A 21912-nucleotide genomic window follows, 5' to 3' on the forward strand; every position below is an offset into this window, starting at 1 on the left:
GCTCAGCTCTGATAGACCCGCGGGTCCAGGGTGCCGATGTAGGGCAGGTCGCGGTAGCGCTCGATGTAGTCCAGGCCGTAGCCCACCACGAATTCGTTCGGGACGTCAAAGCCCACATAGGCGATGTCGACGTCGGCGCGCGCGGCATCGGGCTTGCGCAGCAGCGTGCAGACCCGCAGGGAGCGGGGCCGACGGGTCGCCAGGTTGCGCAGCAGCCACGACAGGGTCAAACCGGAGTCGACGATGTCCTCGACGATGAGCACGTCGCGGTCACTGATGTCACGGTCGAGATCCTTGAGGATGCGCACCACGCCCGACGACGAGGTGGACGAGCCGTAGGAGCTGACCGCCATGAACTCGAACTGGGTGGGCAGCGGAATCGCCCGGGCCAGGTCGGTGACGAACAGCACCGCACCCTTGAGCACGGTGATCAGCAGCAGGTCGTCGTTGTCGGCACGGTCGTCGGCGTAGTCGGCGGCGATCTGCGCCCCGAGTTCGGCGGTGCGGGCCCGGATCGTCTCTTCGGTCAGCAGAACCGATTTGATGTCCCCCGCGTACAACTCGGGTCCTTGCCCCGACGAGATCGCAGCCACCCGCACAGCGTGCCATGCCCGTCGGCCGACAACCAACTGCAGCGGGCAATGTCACGCCGGATGCTCAGACCGGCTCGCGGCGCAGCCGCAGCAGGCCGTCGCCGCGCACCGCGAACAACCGCTCACCGCGCAGATCCGACCCGACCGCCACCCCACCCTGCCCGCGCCACGCGGTGACCAGCCGCTCCACCGCCCGGATCTGCAGGTCGGTCAGGCCGCGTCCGCCCCCGTGGAGCAGCCAGCGCCGGATAACCGCGCGGCGCACCGGCCCCGGCAATGCCGTCAGGGCGGCCGCGTCCAGTGCCTGGGCGTCCGCACCGGCGGTCGCACCCGGCCGGGCCTGCTCGGCCAGGTCGTCGATGAGCTCGGCGTTCTCCCGCAGTGCGATCGCGGTGCGGGACAGGGCCTGCGCCACCCCGCCGCCGAGGACGTCCTCGAGCAGCGGCAGCACTTCGGTGCGGAGCCGTACCCGGGTGAAACGGGCGTCGTCGTTGTGCGGGTCGTGCCAGGGGGTGAGTCCCAGCTCGGTGCAGGCGTCGCGGGTCGCCGCACGCCGAATCTCCAGCAGCGGGCGGCACCACGGCGGGTCGTACGGCCGCATCCCGGCCATGGAGCGGGCACCGGACCCGCGGCCGAGCCCCAGCAGCACCGTCTCGGCCTGATCGTCGAGGGTGTGCCCCAGCAGGACCGGGGCGCCGGCGCGGGCATCGGCCAGCGCGGCGTAGCGGGCGGTGCGCGCCGCCGCTTCCGGTCCGCCGCGCACTCCGACGGTCACCGGGATGACTCGGGCCTCGACGCAGCCCAGCTCCAGCGCCCGGCTGCGGGCGTCCGCGGCGACCTGCGCCGACCCGGCCTGCAGACCGTGGTCGACGATCAGCGCCGTGGTGGGGCGCAGTCCGGCCGCGGCGGCGGTCAGCGCCAGCGAGTCCGGCCCGCCCGACAGCGCCACCGCCCAACTGTCGCCGCCGGCCAGGTACCGCCCGGCGAACGTCGCCAGTGCGGCACGCAAGGCCGCTACAGCACCCGGTCGATCCATGCCTGCGGCTCTTCGATCTCGGCGGGCAGCGGCAGGGTCTGCGGACCCGACCAGACCGCGTTGAACCGGTCCATGCCCACCCGGTCGACGACGGCGTCGACGAAGGCCTTGCCGCGGGTGTACTGGCTGAGCTTGGCGTCGAGGCCCAGCAGTGCGCGCATCAGCCGTTGCAGCGGCGGCTGGCTGCGCTGCCGTCGTTCCTCGAAGCGGCTGCGGATGGTCGCCACCGACGGCACCGCCGCCGGCCCCACCGCGTCCATCACGTGGTCGGCGTGGCCCTCGAGCAGCGTGCCCAGCACCAGCAGCCGATCCAGCGCGATCCGCTGCTCTTCGGGCTGCACCGCGCGCACCAACCCGAGGATGCCGGCGGGGCCCGTGGCCTTGTCGGTGTCGCGGCCGCGCAGGTGATCGGCGAGCCGGCCCACCGCCTCGGTGAGGTCGGGGGCGGTGTCGCCGGTCAGCACCGCCAGCGCGTCGGACATGTAGGCGGCCAGCCACGGGTTGACGCTGAACTGCACGCGATGGGTCACCTCGTGCAGGCACACCCACAGCCGGAAGTCGGCCGGGGTGACCCGCAGCTGCCGCTCCACGGCCACCACATTGGGGTAGACCAGCAGCAGGCGCCCCGCCGTCCCGTCGTCGTCGGCGCAGAACGGGTCGTACTGGCCGAGGATGCCCGAGGAGACGAAGGCCAGCACCGCGCCGGTCTGCGCGCCGGTCAGCCGGCCGGTGAGGAAACCGGCGGAGCGGTCCGTGCCGCCCATCATCAGCCGCATCGAATCCGCTGCGGCGGCGATCCACTGCCGACGGTCGACTACCCGCGCTTCGGGAACCGGCCCGTCGGCGCCCAGCCCGGTGACCTCGCGGACCAGGGGCTCGGCCGCACGGGCACCGGTGTGCAGTTCGTCGATGACCTGCCGGCGGGTGTAATCGGTCATCGGCGGCGCCGGGCGGGCCAGCCAACCGCCGACCGAGGCGGCGAACCCCCAGTCCACCGCGTTGCCGACGCCGGATTCGCTCATCTGCATCCGCAGGTGCGCAGCACCGATGCCAGCGAATCGATCGCGATCCGCCCGGTGGGCCCGGCGTCGTTGGAGATGAACGCGAACGTCAGCACCCGGTTGTCACGGTCGGTGACGACGCCGGCCAATGCGTTGGTGCGGGTCAGGGAACCGGTTTTGGCGCGCAGCCAGCCGGCGGCACCTCGCCCCGTCCGGGGGTTGAGGAAACGCTCGGACAGCGTGCCGCTGCCGCCGGCCACCGGCAGCATGTCCAGCAGCGGGCGCAGCTCGGGCAGGTCGGGGCCGGCGGCCGCCTGCACCACCGAATCGAGGTTGCGGGCTGAGAGCCGGTCGTCGTTGGACAGCCCGCTGGAGTCGAACAGGGTGGCTCCGGTGAGCGAGATATGCGCGGTGGCCAGCCGATTGGTCACCGCATCGACCGCACCGGCGAACGATCGGGGCCGGCCCATGGCCGCGGCCACCTCACGCCCGATGCATTCGGCCATCACGTTGTCGGACGCGTTCATCATCTCGCCGAGCCGAACCACCAGCGGCGCCGACCGCACCGCGGCCAACTCGCGCCCGGTCACCGAGGAGGTCGTGATGCTCACCTGCTCGGAGTCGACGCCGAGCGCCTCGGCCAGCGCCCGCCCGGCGTCCAGCGCGGGCGTCGGCGAACGCCGGGATTCGACGGTGGTCGGCTGTACCCGGCCGCCGTCGACCATCACCGCCTCGATCGGCGCGATGTCGCCGCCCTCGATGTCCTCGGCGTCCCAACCGGGCGCCATGGTGGGGCCGGTGAACGCCGACACATCGACCTGTACCTCGGTGACGTCGGCCCCGCTGCGCCGAACCTGCTCGGCAAGATCGGTGATGCGCGCCGCCTCGCGATACCAGGTGTCCTGACCGACTTCGGCGGTCGACAGCGTCGGGTCTCCGCCGCCGACGAGCACCACCACCCCGGGCCGGTCACCGGCCGTCACCCGGGTGGTGACCCGGTCGCCCGGGTCGAGTGCCAGCAGTGCGGCCGCCGCGGTGAGCACCTTGTTGGTCGAGGCCGGCTGCATCGGCAGGTCTTCCTGCTGCGTCCAGAGCGCCTTACCGGTCAATGCGTCGGTGACCCGGCCGGTGAGCCGCCCCAGGTTCGGGTCGGCCAGCGCGCCGGCCAGCGCGGCCGCCATCGCGGAACCGGTCGGCATCGGGGCGTCGTCGGAGACCGGCACCACTCCCGGGGCGGCGACGGCCACCGGCACCGGGGGCACCACGTGCGCGCCCGCCCCGGACCGGTCCGGCAGCACCACCGCCACCACCACCGCGATCGCGGCCACCGCCATGACCGCCGCGGCGATGCCCAGGTGGTTGGTGGAATGTCGCCACCGAGTGGGGTCCATGTCTCTCCTGCCTTCTCAGGCGCAATTGTGCCCGACGGGCGGATTCCTGTTATTGGTCCGGGCCGCTCTACACTGGCCCGGTGCAATTCGACGTGACCATCGAAATCCCCAAGGGCCAGCGCAACAAGTACGAGGTCGACCACGCCACCGGGCGGGTCAAGCTCGACCGCTACCTGTACACGCCGATGGGCTACCCCGCCGACTACGGCTTCATCGAGGACACCCTCGGCGAGGACGGCGACCCGCTGGACGCGATGGTGCTGCTGCCGCAGTCGGTGTTCCCCGGTGTGCTGGTGGAGGCGCGTCCGGTCGGGATGTTCCAGATGACCGACGAAGCCGGTGGCGACGCCAAGGTGCTGTGCGTGCCGGCCGGTGACCACCGCTGGGACCACATCCAGGAGATCACCGACGTGCCCGCGCACGAACTGGACGCGATCAAGCACTTCTTCGTGCACTACAAGGACCTGGAGCCCGGCAAGTTCGTCAAGGCCGCCGACTGGGTGGACCGCGCCGAGGCCGAGGCCGAGATCACCCGGTCGATCGAGCGGTTCAAGACCTCCGGTCACTGAGCCCGCTGGCGAGCACGTCCAGCAGCAGGTCGAGCTGGACGTCGAACAGCGCGCGCGGCACCGTCAGCGTGTCCGCGCCGTATCCGCCGAAGACTTCCAGGCTGACCGCACCCACCAGGCCGGACCAGAACAGGAAGCACTTCGCCACGACGACGTCGTCGCCGGTGAAGCCGAATTCGGCCCGGACCCGGCCGAAATCGTCGGCCAGCGGTTGCGCCACCCCCGCATTCGATGCCGGGACCGCGCCCGCCTCGATGCCCGCCGCGACGGCGTCGAACAGCGCACCGACGACCCGGGTTCCCGGCGCCACGGTCCGCTCGGGCGGGGCGTGATAGCCGGGCACCGGGCTGCCGTACAGCAGGGCCCAGCCGGCGGGCTCCCCCAGCGCCCAGTCCCGCACCGCGTGGGCGATCGCCCGGATGTCGGCGTCCCAGGCCGCCGGGGTCCGGGCCGCGTCGACGACGTCGGCCAGCCTGGAGTAGGCGTCGACCAGCAGCAGGGTGAGCAGTTCGTCGCGGTCGGCCACGTAGCGGTAGACCGCCGAGGACACCAGGCCCACGTCGCGGGCGACGGCGCGCAGGGACAGCCCGGCGGCGCCATCGGTGCGCAGATGCCGGCGCCCGACCTCGATGATCTGCGCTTCGATGCGTGCCCGTGACTCCTGGCGTTTTCCCATCCCACGAGTCTGACAGATTCGAGAGCACTGCTCTTGTTTTGCGTCTCGCGGTGTGTCACGATCAACCATGGCCACCGGATACGACCGCCCGAACACCGCCGCCCGCTTCGCCAACACGCTGATCCGCACGCTGGCCGAGGCGGGCATCAGCATCGCCGGCACTCGCGCGATCGCGGTGCGCGGCCGCAAGAGCGGCAAGCAGCGCCGGGCGGTGATCAACCTGCTGACCGTCGACGGGGTGGACTACCTGGTGGCACCGCGGGGCGACACCGAATGGGTGCGCAACGTCCGCGCGGCCGGGCAACTCGAGATCGGTCCGCGATGGCACCGGCGACCGGCCCGGGCCATCGAAGTCGCCGACGCCGACAAACCGGAGGTGCTGCGGCGGTATCTGCAGCGGTGGTACTGGCAGGTCAAGGGTTACGTCGCGGGCCTGACGCCGGATTCCGGTGACGCGGAACTGCGCGACGCGGCGTCCTCGATCCCGGTGTTCTCACTGCGCTGAGGACGCCCCGCGGGTGCGGTACAGGCTGGCGACCGTGGTGGCCGCCAGCACCGTCACCACCACCGCCAGGCTGACCGGGGTGGGGATCTCCGGGACGTTGAGGCCGCGGCCGGAGTTGATAAACCACACCTCGTTGATGCGCAGCGCGTGCAACACCATCCGCACCCCGATGAACCCCAGGATCACGGCCAGCCCCTTGGACAGGTACACCAGCCGGTTCAGCATCTGCCCGAGGATGAAGAACAGCTGCCGCAGGCCCATCAGGGCGAACACGTTGGCGGTGAACACCAGATAGGGCTGGCGGGTCAGCCCGTAGATGGCCGGGATGGAATCCATCGCGAACACCAGGTCGGTGGTGCCCAGCGCCAGCGCCACCAGGAACATCGGCGTGATGGCCCAGGCCCCGGCGCGGTCGCGGACGAAGAACCGCACCCCGGTCTGCCAGCCGGTGGTGGCCTTGAGGTGGGTGCGGGCGAAGCGCACCACCGCGTTGTTGCCGCCCTCGCTCTCCCCGTCACCGGTGGGATCGTCGTGGCGCAGCAGCTTGAACGCGGTGTAGGCCATGAACGCGCCGAACACGTAGAACGTCCAGGACAGCCGCTGGACGGCGACCCCGCCCAGCGCGATGAACACCGACCGGAACGCCAGCGCCATGATGATGCCGACGAACAGCGCCTCCTGCCGGTACTGCTTGGGGACGCCGAAGCTGTTCATGATGATCACGAACACGAACAGGTTGTCCACCGACAGGCTGTACTCGGTCAGCCAGCCGGCGTAGAACTGCATCCCGTATTTCGCGCCGTGGAAGCTCCACACCCAGATGCCGAACGCGACCGCCAGGCCGATGTAGCAGGACAGCCGGGTGACGACTTCGCGCATCGACGGCTCGTGCACGCGGCGGGCGACCAGGAACAGATCGAACCCGAGTACCGCGCTCAACCCGGCGAACGTCAGCAGCCATTCCAACAGCGACGGATCCAACGGTGGCCCTCCGGTCGTCGAGTCGGTTCAGCGGGACGTCCGACCGTACCTCGCGGGGCGCTTAGTATTTTCGCCGTGGTGACCTCCGGCCCCGTCGCCCGGGCCAGTATGGCCCGGGTGGGCACCGCGACCCTGCTCTCCGCGCTCTGCGGCTACGCGGTGTTGTACCTGGCGGCCCGCGACCTCGACCCGGCCGGCTTCGCGGTGTTCGGGGTGTTCTGGGGCGCGTTCGGACTGGTCAACGGCGCCGCCAACGGTCTGCTGCAGGAGACCACCCGCGAGGTCCGCGACGCCGGCCCCGCACCGGCGGGCACACCGCACACCCGCCCGCTGCAGGTGGCCGGACTGACGGGACTGGCCGCGGCCGCGGTGGTCGCCGTGAGTTCGCCGCTGTGGAGCGGCCACGTCTTCGTCGAGGCACGCTGGCTGTCGGTGGGCCTGCTCTGCTTCGGGCTGGCCAACTTCGCGATGCACGCCACGCTGCTGGGCACGCTGGCCGGCACCAACCGGTGGACGCAGTACGGCGCGCTGATGGTCGCCGATGCCGGCACCCGGGTGGCCGTGGCCACCGCGACGTTCGTGATCGGCTGGGGGCTGGCCGGGTTCCTGTGGGCCACCGTGGCCGGCGCGATGGCCTGGCTGCTGCTGCTGACCGCCTCGCCCGCGGCGCGCTCGGCGGCGCGTCTGCCGACCGCGGTGAGCACGGCACGATTCCTGCGCGGCGCGGCGCATTCGATCACCGCGGCCGGGGCCAGCGCGATCCTGGTGATGGGGTTTCCGGTACTGCTGCAGGCCACCTACGGCGAACTCGGGGCCGCGGGCGGCGTGCTGATCCTGGCGGTCACGGCGACCCGGGCCCCCCTGCTGGTGCCGCTGACCGCGATGCAGGGCAACCTGATCGCACACTTCGTCGACCAGCGCGGCCGCCGGTTGCGGGCCTTGAGCATCCCGGCCGCCGGGGTCGGCGCGCTGGGTGCGGTCGGCGCGGTGGCGGCGGGCCTGCTCGGGCCGTGGCTGCTGCGCACCGTGTTCGGCCCGGACTATCACACCGACGGGCTGCTGCTGGCCGAGCTGACCGTGGCGGCCACCGCGATCGCACTGCTGACCCTGACCGGCGCGGCGGCGGTGGCCGCGGCACTGCACCGCGCCTACGCACTGGGCTGGGTGGGTGCGACGGTGGCCTCGACGGCGCTGCTGCTGCTCCCGCTGGAACTGTCGACGCGGGCGGTGGTGGCCCTGCTGTGCGGTCCGTTGGTGGGCATCGCGGTGCATCTGGCCGCGTTGCGCACCGATTAGGGCATGCCGTGAGCGTGTAACTTTTAGGTCATCGAAACCCGCTATCCCGATGTCTGGGTCATCGTCCCGGCGTACAACGAAGCGACCGTCATCGGTGCCGTCATCACCGATGTCCGGGCGGTCTTCGACCACGTCGTCTGCGTGGACGACGGCAGCAGCGACGACACCGCCGGGACCGCCCGGCGCGCCGGTGCCCACGTGGTGCGTCATCCGGTCAATCTCGGGCAGGGCGCGGCGATCCAGACCGGGGTCGAATTCGCCCGCAGCCGCCCCGACGCCCGGCTGTTCGTCACCTTCGACGCCGACGGCCAGCACCGGGTGGTCGACGTGGTGCAGATGATCGACCGACTCGACGGCTCGGATCTCGACATCGTCATCGGCACCCGGTTCGCCGCACCGGCGGCCGCCACCGCGGTCCCCCCGCTCAAGCGCCTGGTGCTGCGGACGGCGGTGGGGCTCAATCCGCGGATCCGCCGGCTGGGCCTGTCCGACGCCCACAACGGTCTGCGGGTGTTCAACCGGCGGGTGGCCGACCGCCTCGACCTCACCATGAACGGCATGAGCCACGCCGGCGAGTTCATCGCGTTGATCGCCGAGAACGGGTGGCGGGTGGCCGAGGAGCCCATCGAGGTGCTCTACACCGACTATTCGAAATCGAAGGGGCAGCCCCTGCTCAACGGCGTGAACATCCTGTTCGACGGGCTGCTGCGCAAGAGGATGTCGCGATGAACGGGGGCGATGCGCGATGAACTGGATCAAAGTGCTGCTGATCGCGGCGGTGCTGGTGCTGCTGGTGTATCTGCTGCTGTCGCGGCGTTCCGCCCAGTCCCGGGCCTGGGTGAAGGTGGGCTACCTGATGTTCGTGGTGGCCGGCATCTATGCGGTGCTGCGGCCGGACGACACCACCGTGGTGGCCAACTGGCTCGGGGTGCGTCGCGGCACCGACCTGATGTTGTACATCCTGGTGATCGCATTCGCGTTCACGACCCTGAGCACCTACATGCGCTTCCACGACCTGGAGCTGCGCTACGCGCGGCTGGCCCGGGCGGTGGCGCTCGCCCAGGCCCAACCGCCGGACAGCCGGTAGCCCGGCGGTCCGGGCTCGTCGAGCGCAGTATTCGGCAACAGTTGTCCCGGGCGTAACAACGGGTTTGCCGCTCGTCCGGTTCACGCCGTCACCGTGGACGGTATGCGGACGTCCAATGCCCTGGCAGAACCTCTGGCCGACGCGGCGGGATTGATTCTGACGCACCCGGCCCGCGAGCTCTACGCATGGCTGTGGCGGACGGGACTGCTGGAGTCCCGGGAAGCTCAGCGCACCAGTTCCAGTCTCCGCGGCGCCGTCTCGGCGGGCACCTCGGCAACCGACTCGGGGGCCGGCGGCGTCTGACCCTCGATCGCGGGGAACCGGCTGGCCACCGCCACCGCTGCGGTGGCGGCCGCGGCGGTGCCGACCCCCTGCGCCCACCCGATCGGGCCCACCGGTGTGCAGCCCAACAGCTGGCTGACGCCCGGGGTGGTGACCATCGCGGCGAACATCACGAACGAACCCGCCGCGGTGACCAGCACCAGCGGCGCCCGCGAATCCACCAGGGTCTGGCCGAGTTCGGTGGAGACCAGCGAGATCAGCGCGACCGTCGACGCCCGCTGCGGGGTTCCCGTCACCGAGGCCATCGCCCACGCGGCGGTCCCGGCGGCCGCGGTGACCGCGCCGCGGAACCGCACCGCGCGCCACAGTTTCTGCTCGTCGAGTCCGGGGACGGCGCCGCCGATCGGACCCGCCGGGGTGCTGACCGCGACCGCGGTGGCCGGCAGCGCATCGGTCAGGGTGTTCATCAGCAGCAGCTGGCGGGTGTTCAGCGGCGAGTTGCCGGTGATCGCACTGCCGATGACCGAGAACACCACCTCACCGGCGTTGCCGCCGAGCAGGCCGGAGATCGCGAGCTGCACGCCCTTCCACAGCCGGCGGCCCTCGTCGATCGCGTCGATCAACGCGCCGATCTTCCCGTCGGTGAGCACCACGTCGGCGGTGGCGTGCGCCGAGTCGCTGCCGTGTGCGACCACGCCCAGGCCGACGGTGGCCGCGCGGATCGCGGCGGCGTCGTTGGCGCCGTCGCCCACCATCGCCGAGACCCGGCCGGCGCGTTCCAGGGTCTGCACGATCTGCACCTTGTTCTCCGGCGACATCCGGGCGAAGATCACCCGCTCGCAGACCACGCGTTCCTGTTCCTTGCGGCTCAACTCGTTCCACTCCGAGCCGGTGATGACCTGCTCGGCGGGCACCGTCACGCCCATCTCGGCGGCGATCGCAGTCGCGGTGATCGGGTGGTCGCCGGTGATCATCCGGATGTCCACGCCGCGGGCGGCCAGGTCGGTCAGCAGCTGCGGTGCGTCGGCGCGCGGGGTGTCGGCCAGTCCGAGGAACCCGATCAGCGTCAGCCCGGAGCCGGCCACCTCGGTGATCCGGTCGGTGCCGTCGGCGTCCGCGGCGACCGTGCGCACCTGCGCGGCGGTCAGTTTGCGGTGCGCCACCGCGATCACCCGCAACCCACGGGCGGCCATCGCGGTGACCTGCTGCTCCTCCTCGGCACCGGCGTTCTTGCAGGACTGCAGCACCACTTCCGGGGCGCCCTTGACCAGTAGTTCCGAGCCGACCAGCGACGCCGAGAAGGCCCGGCCGGAGCGGAACGGCAGGTGCGCATCCGGTTCGGTCCAGGCCCGGGCCCCCGGTGCGGCGGCCGCGCCCTCGACGATGGCCTGGTCGGTGGCGTGCGCGTGCGCGGCACCGTCGGGCGCCGGAGCGGCCTGCGCCGCGTTGCCGAGCACGTCGTCGTCGGTGTACCCGGCCAGCGCGTGCACCGTGGTGACCCGCAGCCTGTTCTCGCTCAACGTCCCGGTCTTGTCGAAGCAGACCACGTCGACCCGGCCGAGCGCCTCCACCGAGCGCGGGATCCGCACCAGGGCTCCGGTTTTGGCCAGCCGCTGCGACGACGCATGCTGGGCCAGGGTGGCCATCAGCGGCATCCCCTCGGGGACCGCCGCGATCGCCACGGCGATCGCGTTGCCCAAGGCCTGCGCCAGGCCGCCCTGACGCAGCAACCCGAGCGCGCCGACCGCGGCCCCGCCGGCGGCACTGACCGGGAAGGCCCGGCTGACCAGCTGGCTCAGGTGGTGCTGCAGCCCGACCTCGGGCAGGTCGCCAGCGGCCAGTTCGGAGGCCCGGCGGGTCTGGGTGTCGGCGCCGACGGCGGTGACCATGGCCAACGCGCGCCCGGCGATCACCGTCGTGCCGGCGTAGAGCATGGAGCTGCGTTCGGCCAGTTCGGCGCCCGGGGTGGGTTCGAGCTGCTTGCCGACCGACAGCGACTCACCGGTCAGCGAGGATTCGTCGACCTCGACGTCGGACTGCTCGATCAGTCGGGCGTCGGCGGGGACCACCTCGTTGCTGCGGACCTCGATCAGGTCACCGGGCAGCAGCTGCTCGGCGACGATCTCCTGATAGCCCGGGGTGCCGTCGGCACCGGTGACCACCAGCCGGGCCGGCGGGGCCTGCTGCGCCAGCAGGGCGTTCAACCGGTTCTCGGCGCGCAGCCGCTGGTAGGCGGCCAGCATCGCGTTTCCGCCGAGCACGGTGCCCACCATGACGGCGTCGACCGGCGAACCGAGCATGGCGGTCGCGACCGAGCACAGCGCCAGGATCGGGGTCATCGGGTCGGCCAGTTCCTCGCGGACGGCATGCAGGAACGGCCAGAACATGCCGTTCGAGGCGGTGTCGACCGGAGCCCGGTCGGCCACCGGCACCTGCTCGCTCGGCGCCAGCAGTTCACGCACCTGCTCCACCGACATCGCGTGCCATTCGTAGGCCGGTGCCGGTCGGGGTGCCCGGGCCCGCAGGGTGCGGCGGGCCAGCAGGTATCCGGACAGCATCCCGGCGCCGGCACCGACGGTGACCGGTCCGGGACCGCTGCGCTGACCGGCCCCCACCCCGGGGATGCTCGCCCGCACGCCGGGCACCAGCAGCAGCCCGGCGATGCTCGAGGCGCCGATCGAGATCGCCACACCCCGCTCGGTGGCCTCGCGGGCCGCCGGCAGCGCCCCCAGCACCTGCCAGGCGCCGGCCAGGTCGGCCAGCAGCAGATCGGCGTAGAACGGCGGGGGCACGTCGGTGCTGGTCTCCGCGGGCATGACACCCAGTGCCACGTCCGCGGACGCCAGGGCCTGCCCGGCCGCGGTGGACAGCACCGCAACGGTGTGGCCGGCCCGTTGCAGCTCGGTGACCGCGGCGGCCAGCGCGGCGTCGATGTCGCCGTCGGCGGGCCGGACGTCGTCGAAGCCGGGCCGCAGCTCACCGAGGACGTCGGCGTCGACGGTGACCAGTTCGACGCCCGCCGCCCGGGCCTGCAGCACCACCGCGGAGGCCAGCGCGTGGTGCGCGGGCAGGATCAGCGCCTCCACCGGGTGTGCGCGGGTGGTACCGCGGGGCGTCATCCGCGGCACCCGGTGCCAGCCGGGGCGCAGGCCGGCCTTGTCGAGCAGGGCCTGGGCGCGTTCGTAGGCCAGCGGCAGCTCGTGCTCGGTCGCGCCGCGGATCTGCACCACCCGGCGTTGGTCGCCGGCCAGTACCCGCGGGTCGATGAGCACGGTGTCGACCTTGTCGAGGCGGCGCAGGCTGTCCGGCCGCAGCGGCAGCACGCCGTGGTCGTCGGCCAGGCCCTGGCCCAGGGTCGCGGCGAAGGATTCGCAGCTGGTGCGGACCGCTTTGGGTGATGCCGCCAGGATCGCGTTGGAGGTGGTGTCCAGATTGCGGCTGAGGACACCCACCACCCCGGCACCGAGCACCTGAGCCAGCGCGGTGCGCTTCAGGTGCTTCTCGGCGGGGCCGTCCGGGCGCGGGACCGGCCGCTGCACCGCATGCGTTTCGGGGTGGTCGGCGTAGCGGGCCAGCGCCGGTTCGTAGCGGTTCCAGGCCAATGCCCCGGACCGGGATTCGGCGGCTTTGAGCCCCTCCACCATCAGGTCGACCGCCAGGATCGCCGGGGACATGGTGATGACGTGGGAGCCCAGCGAGGCCAGCGAGAGCACGGTTTCGGTGCGGCCGGGCCCGATCCGGCTCTCCAGGAAACCGCGGATCCGCGGCTGGTAGCGCGCGACCGATGCGGCGGCGTCGACGATCTTGGGCGCGGCCGGCCAGCGCAGCAGGCTGCCGGTGGTCGCGATCGCCAGGCCCACCGCATTGGCGCCCACCATGGCGCCCTTGGCGGCCAGCAGCAGGCCGTCGCCGGGCAGGGCGGCCGCTCCGGTGTCGGTCAGTGCCTCGCTCTGCTCGGCCGCCCGCACCGCGGCACACAGCTCGGCCAGCGGCACGTCGTCGCCGATCTCGACGATCACCCGGGCCAGCGGACGGTTCAGCCGCACCGAAGTGACGTCGGCGCGGGCCCGCAGCGCCGCCTGCACGGCTTCGGCGACCGCGTCGCCGCCGTCCGGGTCGTCGAGTCCGCGCACCTCGATCCAGGCGCGGCCCGCGCCGCGCCAACTGCGCCGGTCGGTGGTCAGATCGGTGGGTTCGCCGGCGAGGATCCGGGCGCCTTCACGCAGCGGGATGGCGGCGAGGTCCAGGCTGGCCGACGCGACCGCGCCGACAGCGTCCAGACCGAAGCGGCCGATCGCGAAAACGTCCATGGTTTGCCTCCAGCGTCAGTGATGCGCTGGAGGTCTCTTCCGCCGGGATACCCGACCCCCAGCCCCGGTCACCCGGTGACGGGCGACGTGATGACGAGACTGCGGCTTGGGGAATACTCCCCTCCGACCGGCCAGTATGCCACAGGTGTCAGGCGGACTTTACGTCCCGAAAATAGGCAACGGTGCGCGCCACGCCGTCGGACAGCGTGACCTGTGGGCTCCAGCCCAGCACCTGCGCCGCCCGGGAGATGTCCAGGCAGGACCGTTTGAGGTCGCCCAGCCGGGGCGGGTGGAACTCCGGGTCGTCGGGGGCGCCGACGGCGGCCGCCACCGCCGAATGCAGTTGCCGGTCGGAGGTCTCCACCCCGGTGCCGATGTTGAACCGCTGCCCGTCGCCGTCCTGCCCGGCCGCCCGCACGAAGGCGTCCACCACGTCGTCGACGAAGACGTAGTCACGGGTGTTGGAGCCGTCGCCGAACACCTTGGTCGTTGCGCCCTCCAGCAGCGCCTGGGCGAAGATCGCCACCACCCCGGCTTCGCCGTGCGGGTCCTGACGCGGACCGTAGACGTTGGCCGGCGCGATGGCCGAATACTGCAGCCCGTAGAGGTGCCGATAGGTGTTGAGGTAGATCTCCCCGGCCACCTTGCCGGCGGCGTAGGGCGAGGCGGGATCGGTGGGGACGTCCTCGCCGGTCGGATAGTGCGGCGGGGTGCCGTAGATCGAGCCCCCCGAGGAGGTGTGCACGATCTTGCGGACCCCGTTGGCGCGCGCCGCGTCGGCCAGCCGGATGGTCCCGATCACGTTGACCGAGCCGTCGTGGACCGGATCGGCCACCGAGTGGCGCACATCGATCTGGGCGGCCAGGTGGAAGATCACCTCCGGCCGGTGCTGAGCCAGCACCTCGCCCAGGTCGGCGGTGACGATGTCGGCTTCGACGAAGGCGAATCCCGGATCGCCGGTCAGGTGCTCGATGTTCGTCGCCCGCCCGCTGGCGAAGTTGTCCAGGCCGACCACCGAGTGGCCGTCTGCCCGCAGTCGGTCGACTAGCGTCGAGCCGATGAATCCGGCAGCTCCGGTAACCAGTGTGCGCACCGGGTCACCATACCGAGGTGTCGTGTGGGCCGCCGTCGCGCTGATCGCCGCCCAGCTGGTGGTGCGGGCGGTGGTGGCGTTCGGCGGCTACTTCTACTGGGATGACCTGATCCTGGTCGGCCGGGCCGGCACCCAGGCGCTGTTGTCGCCGTCGTATCTGTTCGACGACCACGACGGCCATGTGATGCCGGGGGCGTTCCTGGTGGCCGGCGCGCTGACCAAGGTGTGGCCGCTGCAGTGGGCGGCGCCGGCGGTCAGCCTGGTGGTGCTGCAGGCGCTGTTGTCCGGTGCGCTGCTGCGGGTGCTGTGGGTGATCCTGGGGTGGCGGCCGGTGCTGCTGGTCCCGCTGGCCTTCGCGTTGTGGTCGCCGTTGGGTCTGCCCGCCTTCGCGTGGTGGTCGGCGGCGCTGAATTCGCTGCCGATGTGCGCGGCGATGGCCTGGGCGTGCGGGGATGCGGTGCTGTTGGTGCGCACCGGGCGGCGGCGCTACGCGGTGACCGGGACGTTGGCGTTCCTGGGTGGGCTGCTGTTCTTCGAGAAGGCCGCGGTGATCCCGTTCGTGGCGTTCACGGTGATCGCACTGCTGAACTACGTCTCCGGTTCGCCGGCCGCCGCCGCGGTGCGCGGGGCGTGGCGGTCCGGGGCGCGGATGTGGACGGCGATGCTGGCCGTGACCGCGGGCTGGATCGCGGTCTACGTGGCGGTGGTCAACCAGAAGCGGTGGACTCTCGACCTGGAGATGACCCGGGAACTGCTGGGGCGCTCGATCACCCACGGGGTGATCCCGAGCCTGGCCGGGGGGCCCTGGACGTGGGCGCGCTGGGCACCGGCCTCACCGTGGGCGTTGCCGGGCCCGACGGTGACCGTGCTGGGCTGGCTGGTGCTGGTGGGCCTGCTGGCGGTGTCGCTGGCACGCAAGCACCGGCTGGGGCCGGTGTGGCTGGCCGCGGTCGGCTATGTGGCGGCCTGCCAGGTGCCGATCTATCTGATGCGGTCCTCGGCGTTCACCGCACTGGAGCTGGCCCAGACCCTGCGCTACCTGGCCGATCTGGTCGTGGTGCTGGCGATGCTGGGCGCCGTCGGGCTGTGCGCCGGCAACCGGGACTCGTCGCGGTGGCTGGACGCCTCGGGTCGGCGCACCGCGGCGGTCGGCGCGCTGACCGCGTTGTTCACCGCGAGCAGCCTGTACTCGACGTCGACGTTTCTGACCTGCTGGCGCGACGACCCGGCGCGGGCCTACCTGCACAACGCCCAACGGGGCCTGGCCGCGGCCCGTGCCGCCTCGGATGCGCCGATGCTGGATCAGGAGGTGGATCCGCTGGTGCTGCAGCGGGTGGTCTACCCGGAGAACCTGGCCAGCCACCTGTTCGCGTTGGTCGCCGATCGGCCCGAATTTTCTTCGGCTACAACGGAATTGCGGATGCTGACCAGCACCGGAACGCTGGCCGACGCCCAGGTGACCTGGGTTCGGACGCTGCTGCCGGGTCCTGTGCCGCGCTGCGGCTACCTGGTGCAGCCCGAGCAGCCGGCGACCCTGACGCTGGACGGCCCGCTGCTGCCGGCGGATTGGACCGCCGAGATCAACTACCTGGCCAACGTGGACGGGGCGATGACGCTGGCGCTGTCGGAGGGCCCCGAGGTGCGGGTCCGGGTGCGACCGGGCCTCAACCGGGTCTTCGTGCGACTGCCCGGCGCCGGTTCGGCGGTGACCGCACGCGCCGACACCGCGGCGCTGTCGGTGTGTATCGCGGTCGGCCCGGTGGGTTACGTCGCGCCGAGGTGACGACGCGCTGCGCACCCGATCCGCGCTCGGTACGTTCTACAGTCGTGCCCTCACCGCAAGTCCCCGCGCAGTATCTGCGTGGCTCCTCAGCCGCACAGCCGCGCACCCTGATCGACATCCTGCACGAGACCGCCGCCCGCTACCCGGATGCGCCGGCCATCGACGACGGCACCGTGGTGCTGACCTACGCGGAACTGATCGAGGACATCGACGACAGCGTGGCCTGGCTGGCCGCCCGCGGGCTGGGCCGCGGCGACCGGATCGGCATCCGGATGCCGTCGGGCAACTACGCGCTGTATGTGGCGATCCTGTCGGTGCTGGCCGCGGGCGCGGCCTACGTGCCGGTGGACGCCGACGATCCTGCCGAACGCGCCGAGCTGGTCTTCACCGAGGCGCAGGTCGCCGCGGTGATCACCGAGCGGGGGTTGACCCGGGGCCCCGGCGCGTCGCGCGGCTGGCGGGCGACGGCGCCGGCGACCACCGACGACGCCTGGATCATCTTCACCTCCGGCTCCACCGGCACCCCCAAGGGGGTGGCGATCACCCACCGCAATGCGGCGGCCTTCGTCGACGCCGAAGCGCAATTGTTCTTGCAGGACAACCCGATCGGGCCCGGCGACCGGGTGCTGGCCGGGCTGTCGGTCGCGTTCGACGCATCCTGCGAGGAGATGTGGCTGGCCTGGCGCTACGGCGCCTGCCTGGTGCCGGCACCGCGGTCGCTGGTGCGCAGCGGCATGGACCTGGGCCCGTGGCTGGTGGCCCGCGACGTGACCGTGGTGTCCACGGTGCCCACCCTGGCCGCGTTGTGGCCCGCCGAGGCGCTCGAAGCGGTCCGGTTGCTGATCTTCGGCGGCGAGGCCTGCCCGCCGGAGTTGGCGGCCCGCCTGGCGGTCGACGGCCGCGAAGTCTGGAACACCTACGGCCCCACCGAGGCCACCGTGGTGGCCTGCGCGGCGCAACTCGACGGCACCGGCCCGGTTCGGATCGGGCTGCCGCTGTTGGGCTGGGACCTGGCGGTACTCGGCGCCGACGGCACACCGGTCGAGGTCGGCGAGGTCGGCGAGCTGGTGATCGGCGGCGTCGGCCTGGGCCGCTACCTGGACCCCGACCGGGATGCCGAGAAGTACGCGCCGCTGCCCGAACTGGACTGGCCGCGGGCCTACCGCAGCGGGGACCTGGTCCGGCTGGAACCCGACGGGCTGCTGTTCTGCGGTCGCGCCGACGATCAGGTCAAGGTCGGCGGCCGGCGCATCGAGCTCGGCGAGGTCGACACCGCGCTGGTGACCCTACCCGGGGTGAGCGGCGGCGCCGCCGCGGTGCGCACCAGCGCCGGCGGATCCCCGCTGCTGGTCGGCTATCTGGTCAGTGCCGACCCGGATTTCGATCTGGCGGCGGCCCGCACCGAGTTGGGCCGGCGCCTGCCCGCCGCGCTGGTCCCCCGGCTGGTGCTGGTCGACGAGCTGCCCACCCGCACCTCGGGCAAGGTGGACCGGGATGCACTGCCGTGGCCGGTGGGGCCCGAACCGGGCGGACCGGGACTGGCCGGCGACGGCCCGGACAGCACGCTGGGCTGGCTGGCCGGGCTCTGGCGTGATGTGCTGGGCGCCCCGGTCGATGACGAGCAGGCCGACTTCTTCGCCCTGGGCGGCGGATCGCTGCAGGCCGCGCAACTGGTGGCCGTGTTGCGGACGCGCTACCCGCAGACCACCGTCGCCCAGCTCTACGACCGGCCCCGGCTGGGTTCGCTGGCCGCGTTCCTCGACGACATGGGCTGCAGCGACCCCGACGCGCCGGCCGCCTCCCGGACGGTCGCACCCACCCCGCGGCTGATGCAGGCCGCGCAGGTGGCGTTGTCGGTGCCGCTGGCCACGTTGACCGGACTGCAGTGGGTGACCTGGCTGGCGCTGATCAACAACACGGTGGCCACCGTGCATCCGTTGCCCTGGCTGGTGCGGCTCGACTGGTGGTGGGTGATCGCGGCGTTCGTCCTGTTCGTCACCCCGCTGGGGCGGATGGGCATCGCGGCGTTGAGTGCGCGCGCGCTGCTGTCCGGTCTGCAACCGGGCACCTACCGCCGGGGTGGCCCCGAGCATCTGCGGGTTTGGATCGCCGAGCGGTTGGCCACCGCCAGCGGCGCCGAGAATCTGTCCGGAGCGCCGTGGCTGGTGTACTATGCGCGGGCGCTGGGTAACAAGATCGGGCAGGGCGTGGATCTGCACTCCGCCCCGCCGGTGACCGGCATGCTGACGCTGGGCCACCGCTGCTCGATCGAACCGGAGGTGGACCTGAGCGGGCACTGGATCGACGGCGACGAGTTCCACGTCGGCCGGATCGAGGTCGGCAACGACGCCACCATCGGTGCCCGCACCACGCTGCTGCCGGGCGCTTCGGTGGGCAAGGACGCCGACGTCGCACCCGGCTCCGGGGTGGTCGGCGAGGTGAAGAAGGGGCAGTACTGGACCGGCTCACCGGCGACGAAAACCGGTAAGGCACGCCACCCCTGGCCGGATCACCGACCGCCGCCCCGCCCGGTGTGGGCGGTCATCTACGGCGTGACTTCGCTGCTGCTCGCCGGCCTGCCGCTGGCGGCACTGAGTGCGGGCCTGGCGGTGGTGGGCTGGGCGGTGCGCGACTGCGCGACCCTGGCCGAGGCATTGCTGCCGGCGGCATTGGCCGTCGCGCCGGCGGCGCTGGTCGCGATGGCCTGCTATGCGGCGTTGACCGTGCTCGGGGTGCGGTTGCTGTCGATCGGGCTGCGCGACGGCTACCACCCGGTGCGCAGTCGGGTGGGCTGGCAGCTGTGGGCCACCGAACGGCTGATGGACGCCGCACGCGACTACCTGTTCCCGGTGTACGCCAGCCTGATCACCCCGTGGTGGCTTCGGCTGCTGGGCGCGAAGGTCGGGCGGGGCACCGAGATCTCGACGGCACTGCTGATCCCGAAATACACCGAGATCGCCGACGGCGCCTTTTTGGCCGATGACACCATGGTGGCCTCCTACGAACTGGGCGGCGGCTGGATCCACGTCGCACCGGCGACCATCGGCAAACGCGCGTTCCTGGGCAATTCCGGGATCACCCAGCCGGGCCGGCGGGTGCCGGACAACGCCTTGGTCGCGGTGTTGTCCACCGCGCCACGCAAAGCCAAGAACGGTTCGTCGTGGCTGGGCAGCCCGCCGGTGCGGCTGCGGCGCAAGGCGGCCGACCTCGACGCCGAGCGGACCTTCCAGCCCCCGCTGCGGCTGAAGGTGATGCGCGGGGTCATGGAGACGTTCCGGTTGATCCCGGTCATGGTGACTTTCGCGATCGGGATCTCGGTGCTGGCCGCATTGCAGTGGGGGGCGACACGGTTCGGCTACGGCCTCACGGCACTGGCGAGCGGCGTGGCGCTGCTGGCTGCGGGCGCGGTGGCCGGCGGCATCGCGGTGCTGGCGAAATGGCTTGCGGTAGGACGGATCCGGGCCACCGAACGCCCGCTGTGGTCGTCGTTCGTGTGGCGCAACGAAGTCGCCGACACCTTCGTCGAGACCGTGGCCGCACCCTGGTTCGCCCGGGCGGCCACCGGCACGCCGGTGATGAACCTGTGGCTGCGGGCCCTGGGTGCCGACATCGGCCGGGGCGTGTGGTGCGAGACGTACTGGCTACCCGAAGCCGACCTGGTGACGCTGGCCGACGGCGCGACCGTCAACCGCGGCTGCGTGGTGCAGACCCACCTGTTCCACGACCGGATCATGCAGATGGACACCGTCACCCTCGAGGCGGGCACCACCCTGGGGCCCAACTGCGTGGCGCTGCCGGCGTCCCGGCTGGGCACCGGCGCCACCGTCGGGCCGGCCTCGCTGGTGATGCGGGGCGACGAGGTGCCCGCGGGAACCCGCTGGCAGGGCAACCCGATCGCGCCGTGGCCGGTGCCGGGCAAGAAGCGCCGGGCCTCGGCCTCATCGAGTCAGGAGCCCGCGGCGTGAGCAAACCCACCAAGGCGCCGGCGAAAGCGGCCGTGGAGTCCGTGCCCGTCGTCGACCCGTATCTGCCGGGCAGCGGCAACACCGGTTACCGGGTCTCGCGCTACGAGTTGGCCCTGGAATACAAGGTCAGCAGCAACCGGCTGTCGGGCACGGCGACCATCACCGCGGTCACGGTGACCGCACTGCGTCAGCTCACCCTGGATCTCGCCGGCACCCTGTCGGTCGCCAAGGTCTGGGTCAACGGCCGCCCGCCGACGCGGTTCGCCACCACCGCGGACAAGCTGCGGATCACGCTGGCCGCCGAGGTGCCCCCCGGCGCTGCGCTGGTGATCGCGATCCGCTACTCGGGGTCACCGCGCCCCAGCGAAACACTGTGGGGCGAGGTGGGTTTCGAGGAGCTGACCGACGGGGCGCTGGTGTCGGGTCAACCGAACGGCGCACCGTCGTGGTTCCCCTGCGACGACCATCCCTACGCCAAGGCCAGCTACCGTATCGAGCTCAGCACCGACAGCCCGTACTACGCCCTGGCCAACGGCGAACTGGTGTCGCGGCGGACCCGGGCGTCACGCACCACCTGGGTCTACGAACAGCCCGAACCCACCCCGACCTATCTGGTCACCCTGCAGATCGGCCGGTACGAGTCGCGTCGGGTGCCCGGGTCGGCGGTGCCCATCCAGGCGGTGCTGCCCGCCCGACTGACCGATGAATTCGACCGGGACTTCGCCGATCAGGCGCAGATGATGGAATTGTTCGTGCGGCTGTTCGGCCCCTACCCGTTGGCCGCCGGGTACACCGTGGCGATCACCGACGACAACCTGGAGATACCCCTGGAGGCACAGGGGATTTCGATCTTCGGCGCCAACCACTGCGACGGCACCGGCCGATCGACCAGGCTGATCGCCCACGAGTTGGCACACCAGTGGTTCGGCAACAGTGTGACCCTGCGGCGCTGGAGTGACATCTGGCTGCACGAGGGGTTCGCCTGCTACGCGGAATGGCTGTGGTCACAGCATTCCGGCGGCCCGAGCGCCGATGAACTGGCGCGCCGCTACCACCAGCGGCTCGCCGGTCTGCCCCAGGATCTGCTGTTGGCCGATCCCGGGCCGGCCGACATGTTCGACGACCGGGTCTACAAGCGCGGCGCGATCACCCTGCACGTGCTGCGCGGCCGGTTGGGCGACGACGCCTTCTTCGCACTGCTGCGCGACTGGACGTCGCGTCATCGCCACAGCAACGCCGGCACCGAGGACTTCACCGCGCTGGCCGCCGGCTACACAGGCGAGTCCCTGCAGCCGTTGTGGCAGGCCTGGCTGTACTCGACCGCGCTGCCCGCACTGGATTAGG

The 21912-nt window shown here is 71.9% G+C and carries 17 protein-coding genes; 9 read left to right on the forward strand and 8 right to left on the reverse strand.

Annotated elements, in window-relative coordinates; genetic code table 11:
* Positions 1-2: 2 nt before the first annotated feature.
* Genes hpt through dacB form a run of 4 tightly spaced genes read right to left on the reverse strand, consistent with a single transcriptional unit; the run spans position 3 to position 4021 of the window.
* Positions 3-635: a hypoxanthine phosphoribosyltransferase gene (gene hpt, locus RCP38_RS17625; RefSeq protein ID WP_308477391.1), complete on the reverse strand. Its 633-nt coding sequence runs from the start codon at positions 633-635 to the stop codon at positions 3-5.
* Positions 636-657: 22 nt separating this feature from the next.
* Positions 658-1629, reverse strand: coding sequence for a tRNA lysidine(34) synthetase TilS (gene tilS / locus RCP38_RS17630; RefSeq protein ID WP_308474210.1), 972 nt, complete (start codon positions 1627-1629; stop codon positions 658-660).
* Positions 1608-2651 (reverse strand): zinc-dependent metalloprotease, encoded by a 1044-nt coding sequence (locus tag RCP38_RS17635; protein ID WP_308474211.1) that lies wholly within the window; start codon positions 2649-2651, stop codon positions 1608-1610. The genes tilS and RCP38_RS17635 overlap by 22 nt, the downstream gene beginning before the upstream one ends.
* Positions 2648-4021: a D-alanyl-D-alanine carboxypeptidase/D-alanyl-D-alanine endopeptidase gene (gene dacB, locus RCP38_RS17640; protein WP_308474212.1), complete on the reverse strand. Its 1374-nt coding sequence runs from the start codon at positions 4019-4021 to the stop codon at positions 2648-2650. The genes RCP38_RS17635 and dacB overlap by 4 nt, the downstream gene beginning before the upstream one ends.
* Positions 4022-4101: 80 nt before the next feature.
* Between dacB and RCP38_RS17645 the strand changes: the two genes are divergently transcribed.
* Positions 4102-4590, forward strand: coding sequence for an inorganic diphosphatase (locus RCP38_RS17645; RefSeq protein ID WP_308474213.1), 489 nt, complete (start codon positions 4102-4104; stop codon positions 4588-4590).
* Here the strand turns inward: RCP38_RS17645 and RCP38_RS17650 are convergent.
* Positions 4571-5266, reverse strand: a complete 696-nt coding sequence (locus RCP38_RS17650) for a TetR/AcrR family transcriptional regulator (protein WP_308474214.1) — start codon at positions 5264-5266, stop codon at positions 4571-4573. The genes RCP38_RS17645 and RCP38_RS17650 overlap by 20 nt on opposite strands.
* Positions 5267-5333: 67 nt before the next feature.
* On the opposite strand from RCP38_RS17650, the gene RCP38_RS17655 reads away from it, so the two are divergent.
* A complete protein-coding gene (locus RCP38_RS17655; RefSeq protein WP_308474215.1) occupies positions 5334-5771 on the forward strand; it encodes a nitroreductase/quinone reductase family protein in 438 nt (145 codons plus the stop codon).
* Here RCP38_RS17655 and RCP38_RS17660 read toward each other — a convergent pair.
* Positions 5760-6752, reverse strand: coding sequence for a TerC family protein (locus RCP38_RS17660; protein ID WP_308474216.1), 993 nt, complete (start codon positions 6750-6752; stop codon positions 5760-5762). The genes RCP38_RS17655 and RCP38_RS17660 overlap by 12 nt on opposite strands.
* 108 nt (positions 6753-6860) lie before the next feature.
* Here RCP38_RS17660 and RCP38_RS17665 point away from each other — a divergent pair, with 108 nt between their 5' ends.
* From RCP38_RS17665 to RCP38_RS17680, 4 genes are all read left to right on the forward strand, one after another.
* The gene (locus tag RCP38_RS17665) at positions 6861-8048 is read left to right on the forward strand and encodes a hypothetical protein (RefSeq protein WP_308477393.1); all 1188 of its coding nucleotides are present in this window, start codon (positions 6861-6863) and stop codon (positions 8046-8048) included.
* 30 nt (positions 8049-8078) lie between these two features.
* Positions 8079-8777, forward strand: a complete 699-nt coding sequence (locus tag RCP38_RS17670; protein ID WP_308477394.1) for a glycosyltransferase family 2 protein — start codon at positions 8079-8081, stop codon at positions 8775-8777.
* Between the two features lie 16 nt (positions 8778-8793).
* On the forward strand, positions 8794-9135 hold the full coding sequence (locus tag RCP38_RS17675; protein WP_308474217.1) for a DUF2304 domain-containing protein: 342 nt from the start codon (positions 8794-8796) through the stop codon (positions 9133-9135).
* 102 nt (positions 9136-9237) lie between these two features.
* On the forward strand, positions 9238-9438 hold the full coding sequence (locus RCP38_RS17680) for an Rv1535 domain-containing protein (RefSeq protein WP_308474218.1): 201 nt from the start codon (positions 9238-9240) through the stop codon (positions 9436-9438).
* Here RCP38_RS17680 and RCP38_RS17685 read toward each other — a convergent pair.
* Both RCP38_RS17685 and RCP38_RS17690 read right to left on the reverse strand, forming a co-directional pair.
* Entirely contained in the window at positions 9360-13727 is a 4368-nt protein-coding gene (locus RCP38_RS17685) for an HAD-IC family P-type ATPase (protein ID WP_308474219.1), read from the reverse strand. The genes RCP38_RS17680 and RCP38_RS17685 overlap by 79 nt on opposite strands.
* 148 nt (positions 13728-13875) lie before the next feature.
* Complete coding sequence (locus RCP38_RS17690) at positions 13876-14820, reverse strand: NAD-dependent epimerase/dehydratase family protein (protein WP_308474220.1); 945 nt, start codon at positions 14818-14820, stop codon at positions 13876-13878.
* On the opposite strand from RCP38_RS17690, the gene RCP38_RS17695 reads away from it, so the two are divergent.
* The 3 genes from RCP38_RS17695 to RCP38_RS17705 are packed head-to-tail and all read left to right on the forward strand — an operon-like array spanning position 14786 to position 21911.
* Positions 14786-16603: a hypothetical protein gene (locus RCP38_RS17695; RefSeq protein WP_308474221.1), complete on the forward strand. Its 1818-nt coding sequence runs from the start codon at positions 14786-14788 to the stop codon at positions 16601-16603. The genes RCP38_RS17690 and RCP38_RS17695 overlap by 35 nt on opposite strands.
* Before the next feature lie 44 nt (positions 16604-16647).
* Positions 16648-20568, forward strand: a complete 3921-nt coding sequence (locus tag RCP38_RS17700) for a Pls/PosA family non-ribosomal peptide synthetase (RefSeq protein WP_308474222.1) — start codon at positions 16648-16650, stop codon at positions 20566-20568.
* Positions 20565-21911: a M1 family metallopeptidase gene (locus tag RCP38_RS17705; RefSeq protein ID WP_308474223.1), complete on the forward strand. Its 1347-nt coding sequence runs from the start codon at positions 20565-20567 to the stop codon at positions 21909-21911. The genes RCP38_RS17700 and RCP38_RS17705 overlap by 4 nt, the downstream gene beginning before the upstream one ends.
* Position 21912: the final 1 nt, after the last annotated feature.

It is taken from the genome of Mycolicibacter sp. MU0083 (assembly GCF_963378075.1).
GTDB lineage: Bacteria > Actinomycetota > Actinomycetes > Mycobacteriales > Mycobacteriaceae > Mycobacterium > Mycobacterium kokjensenii.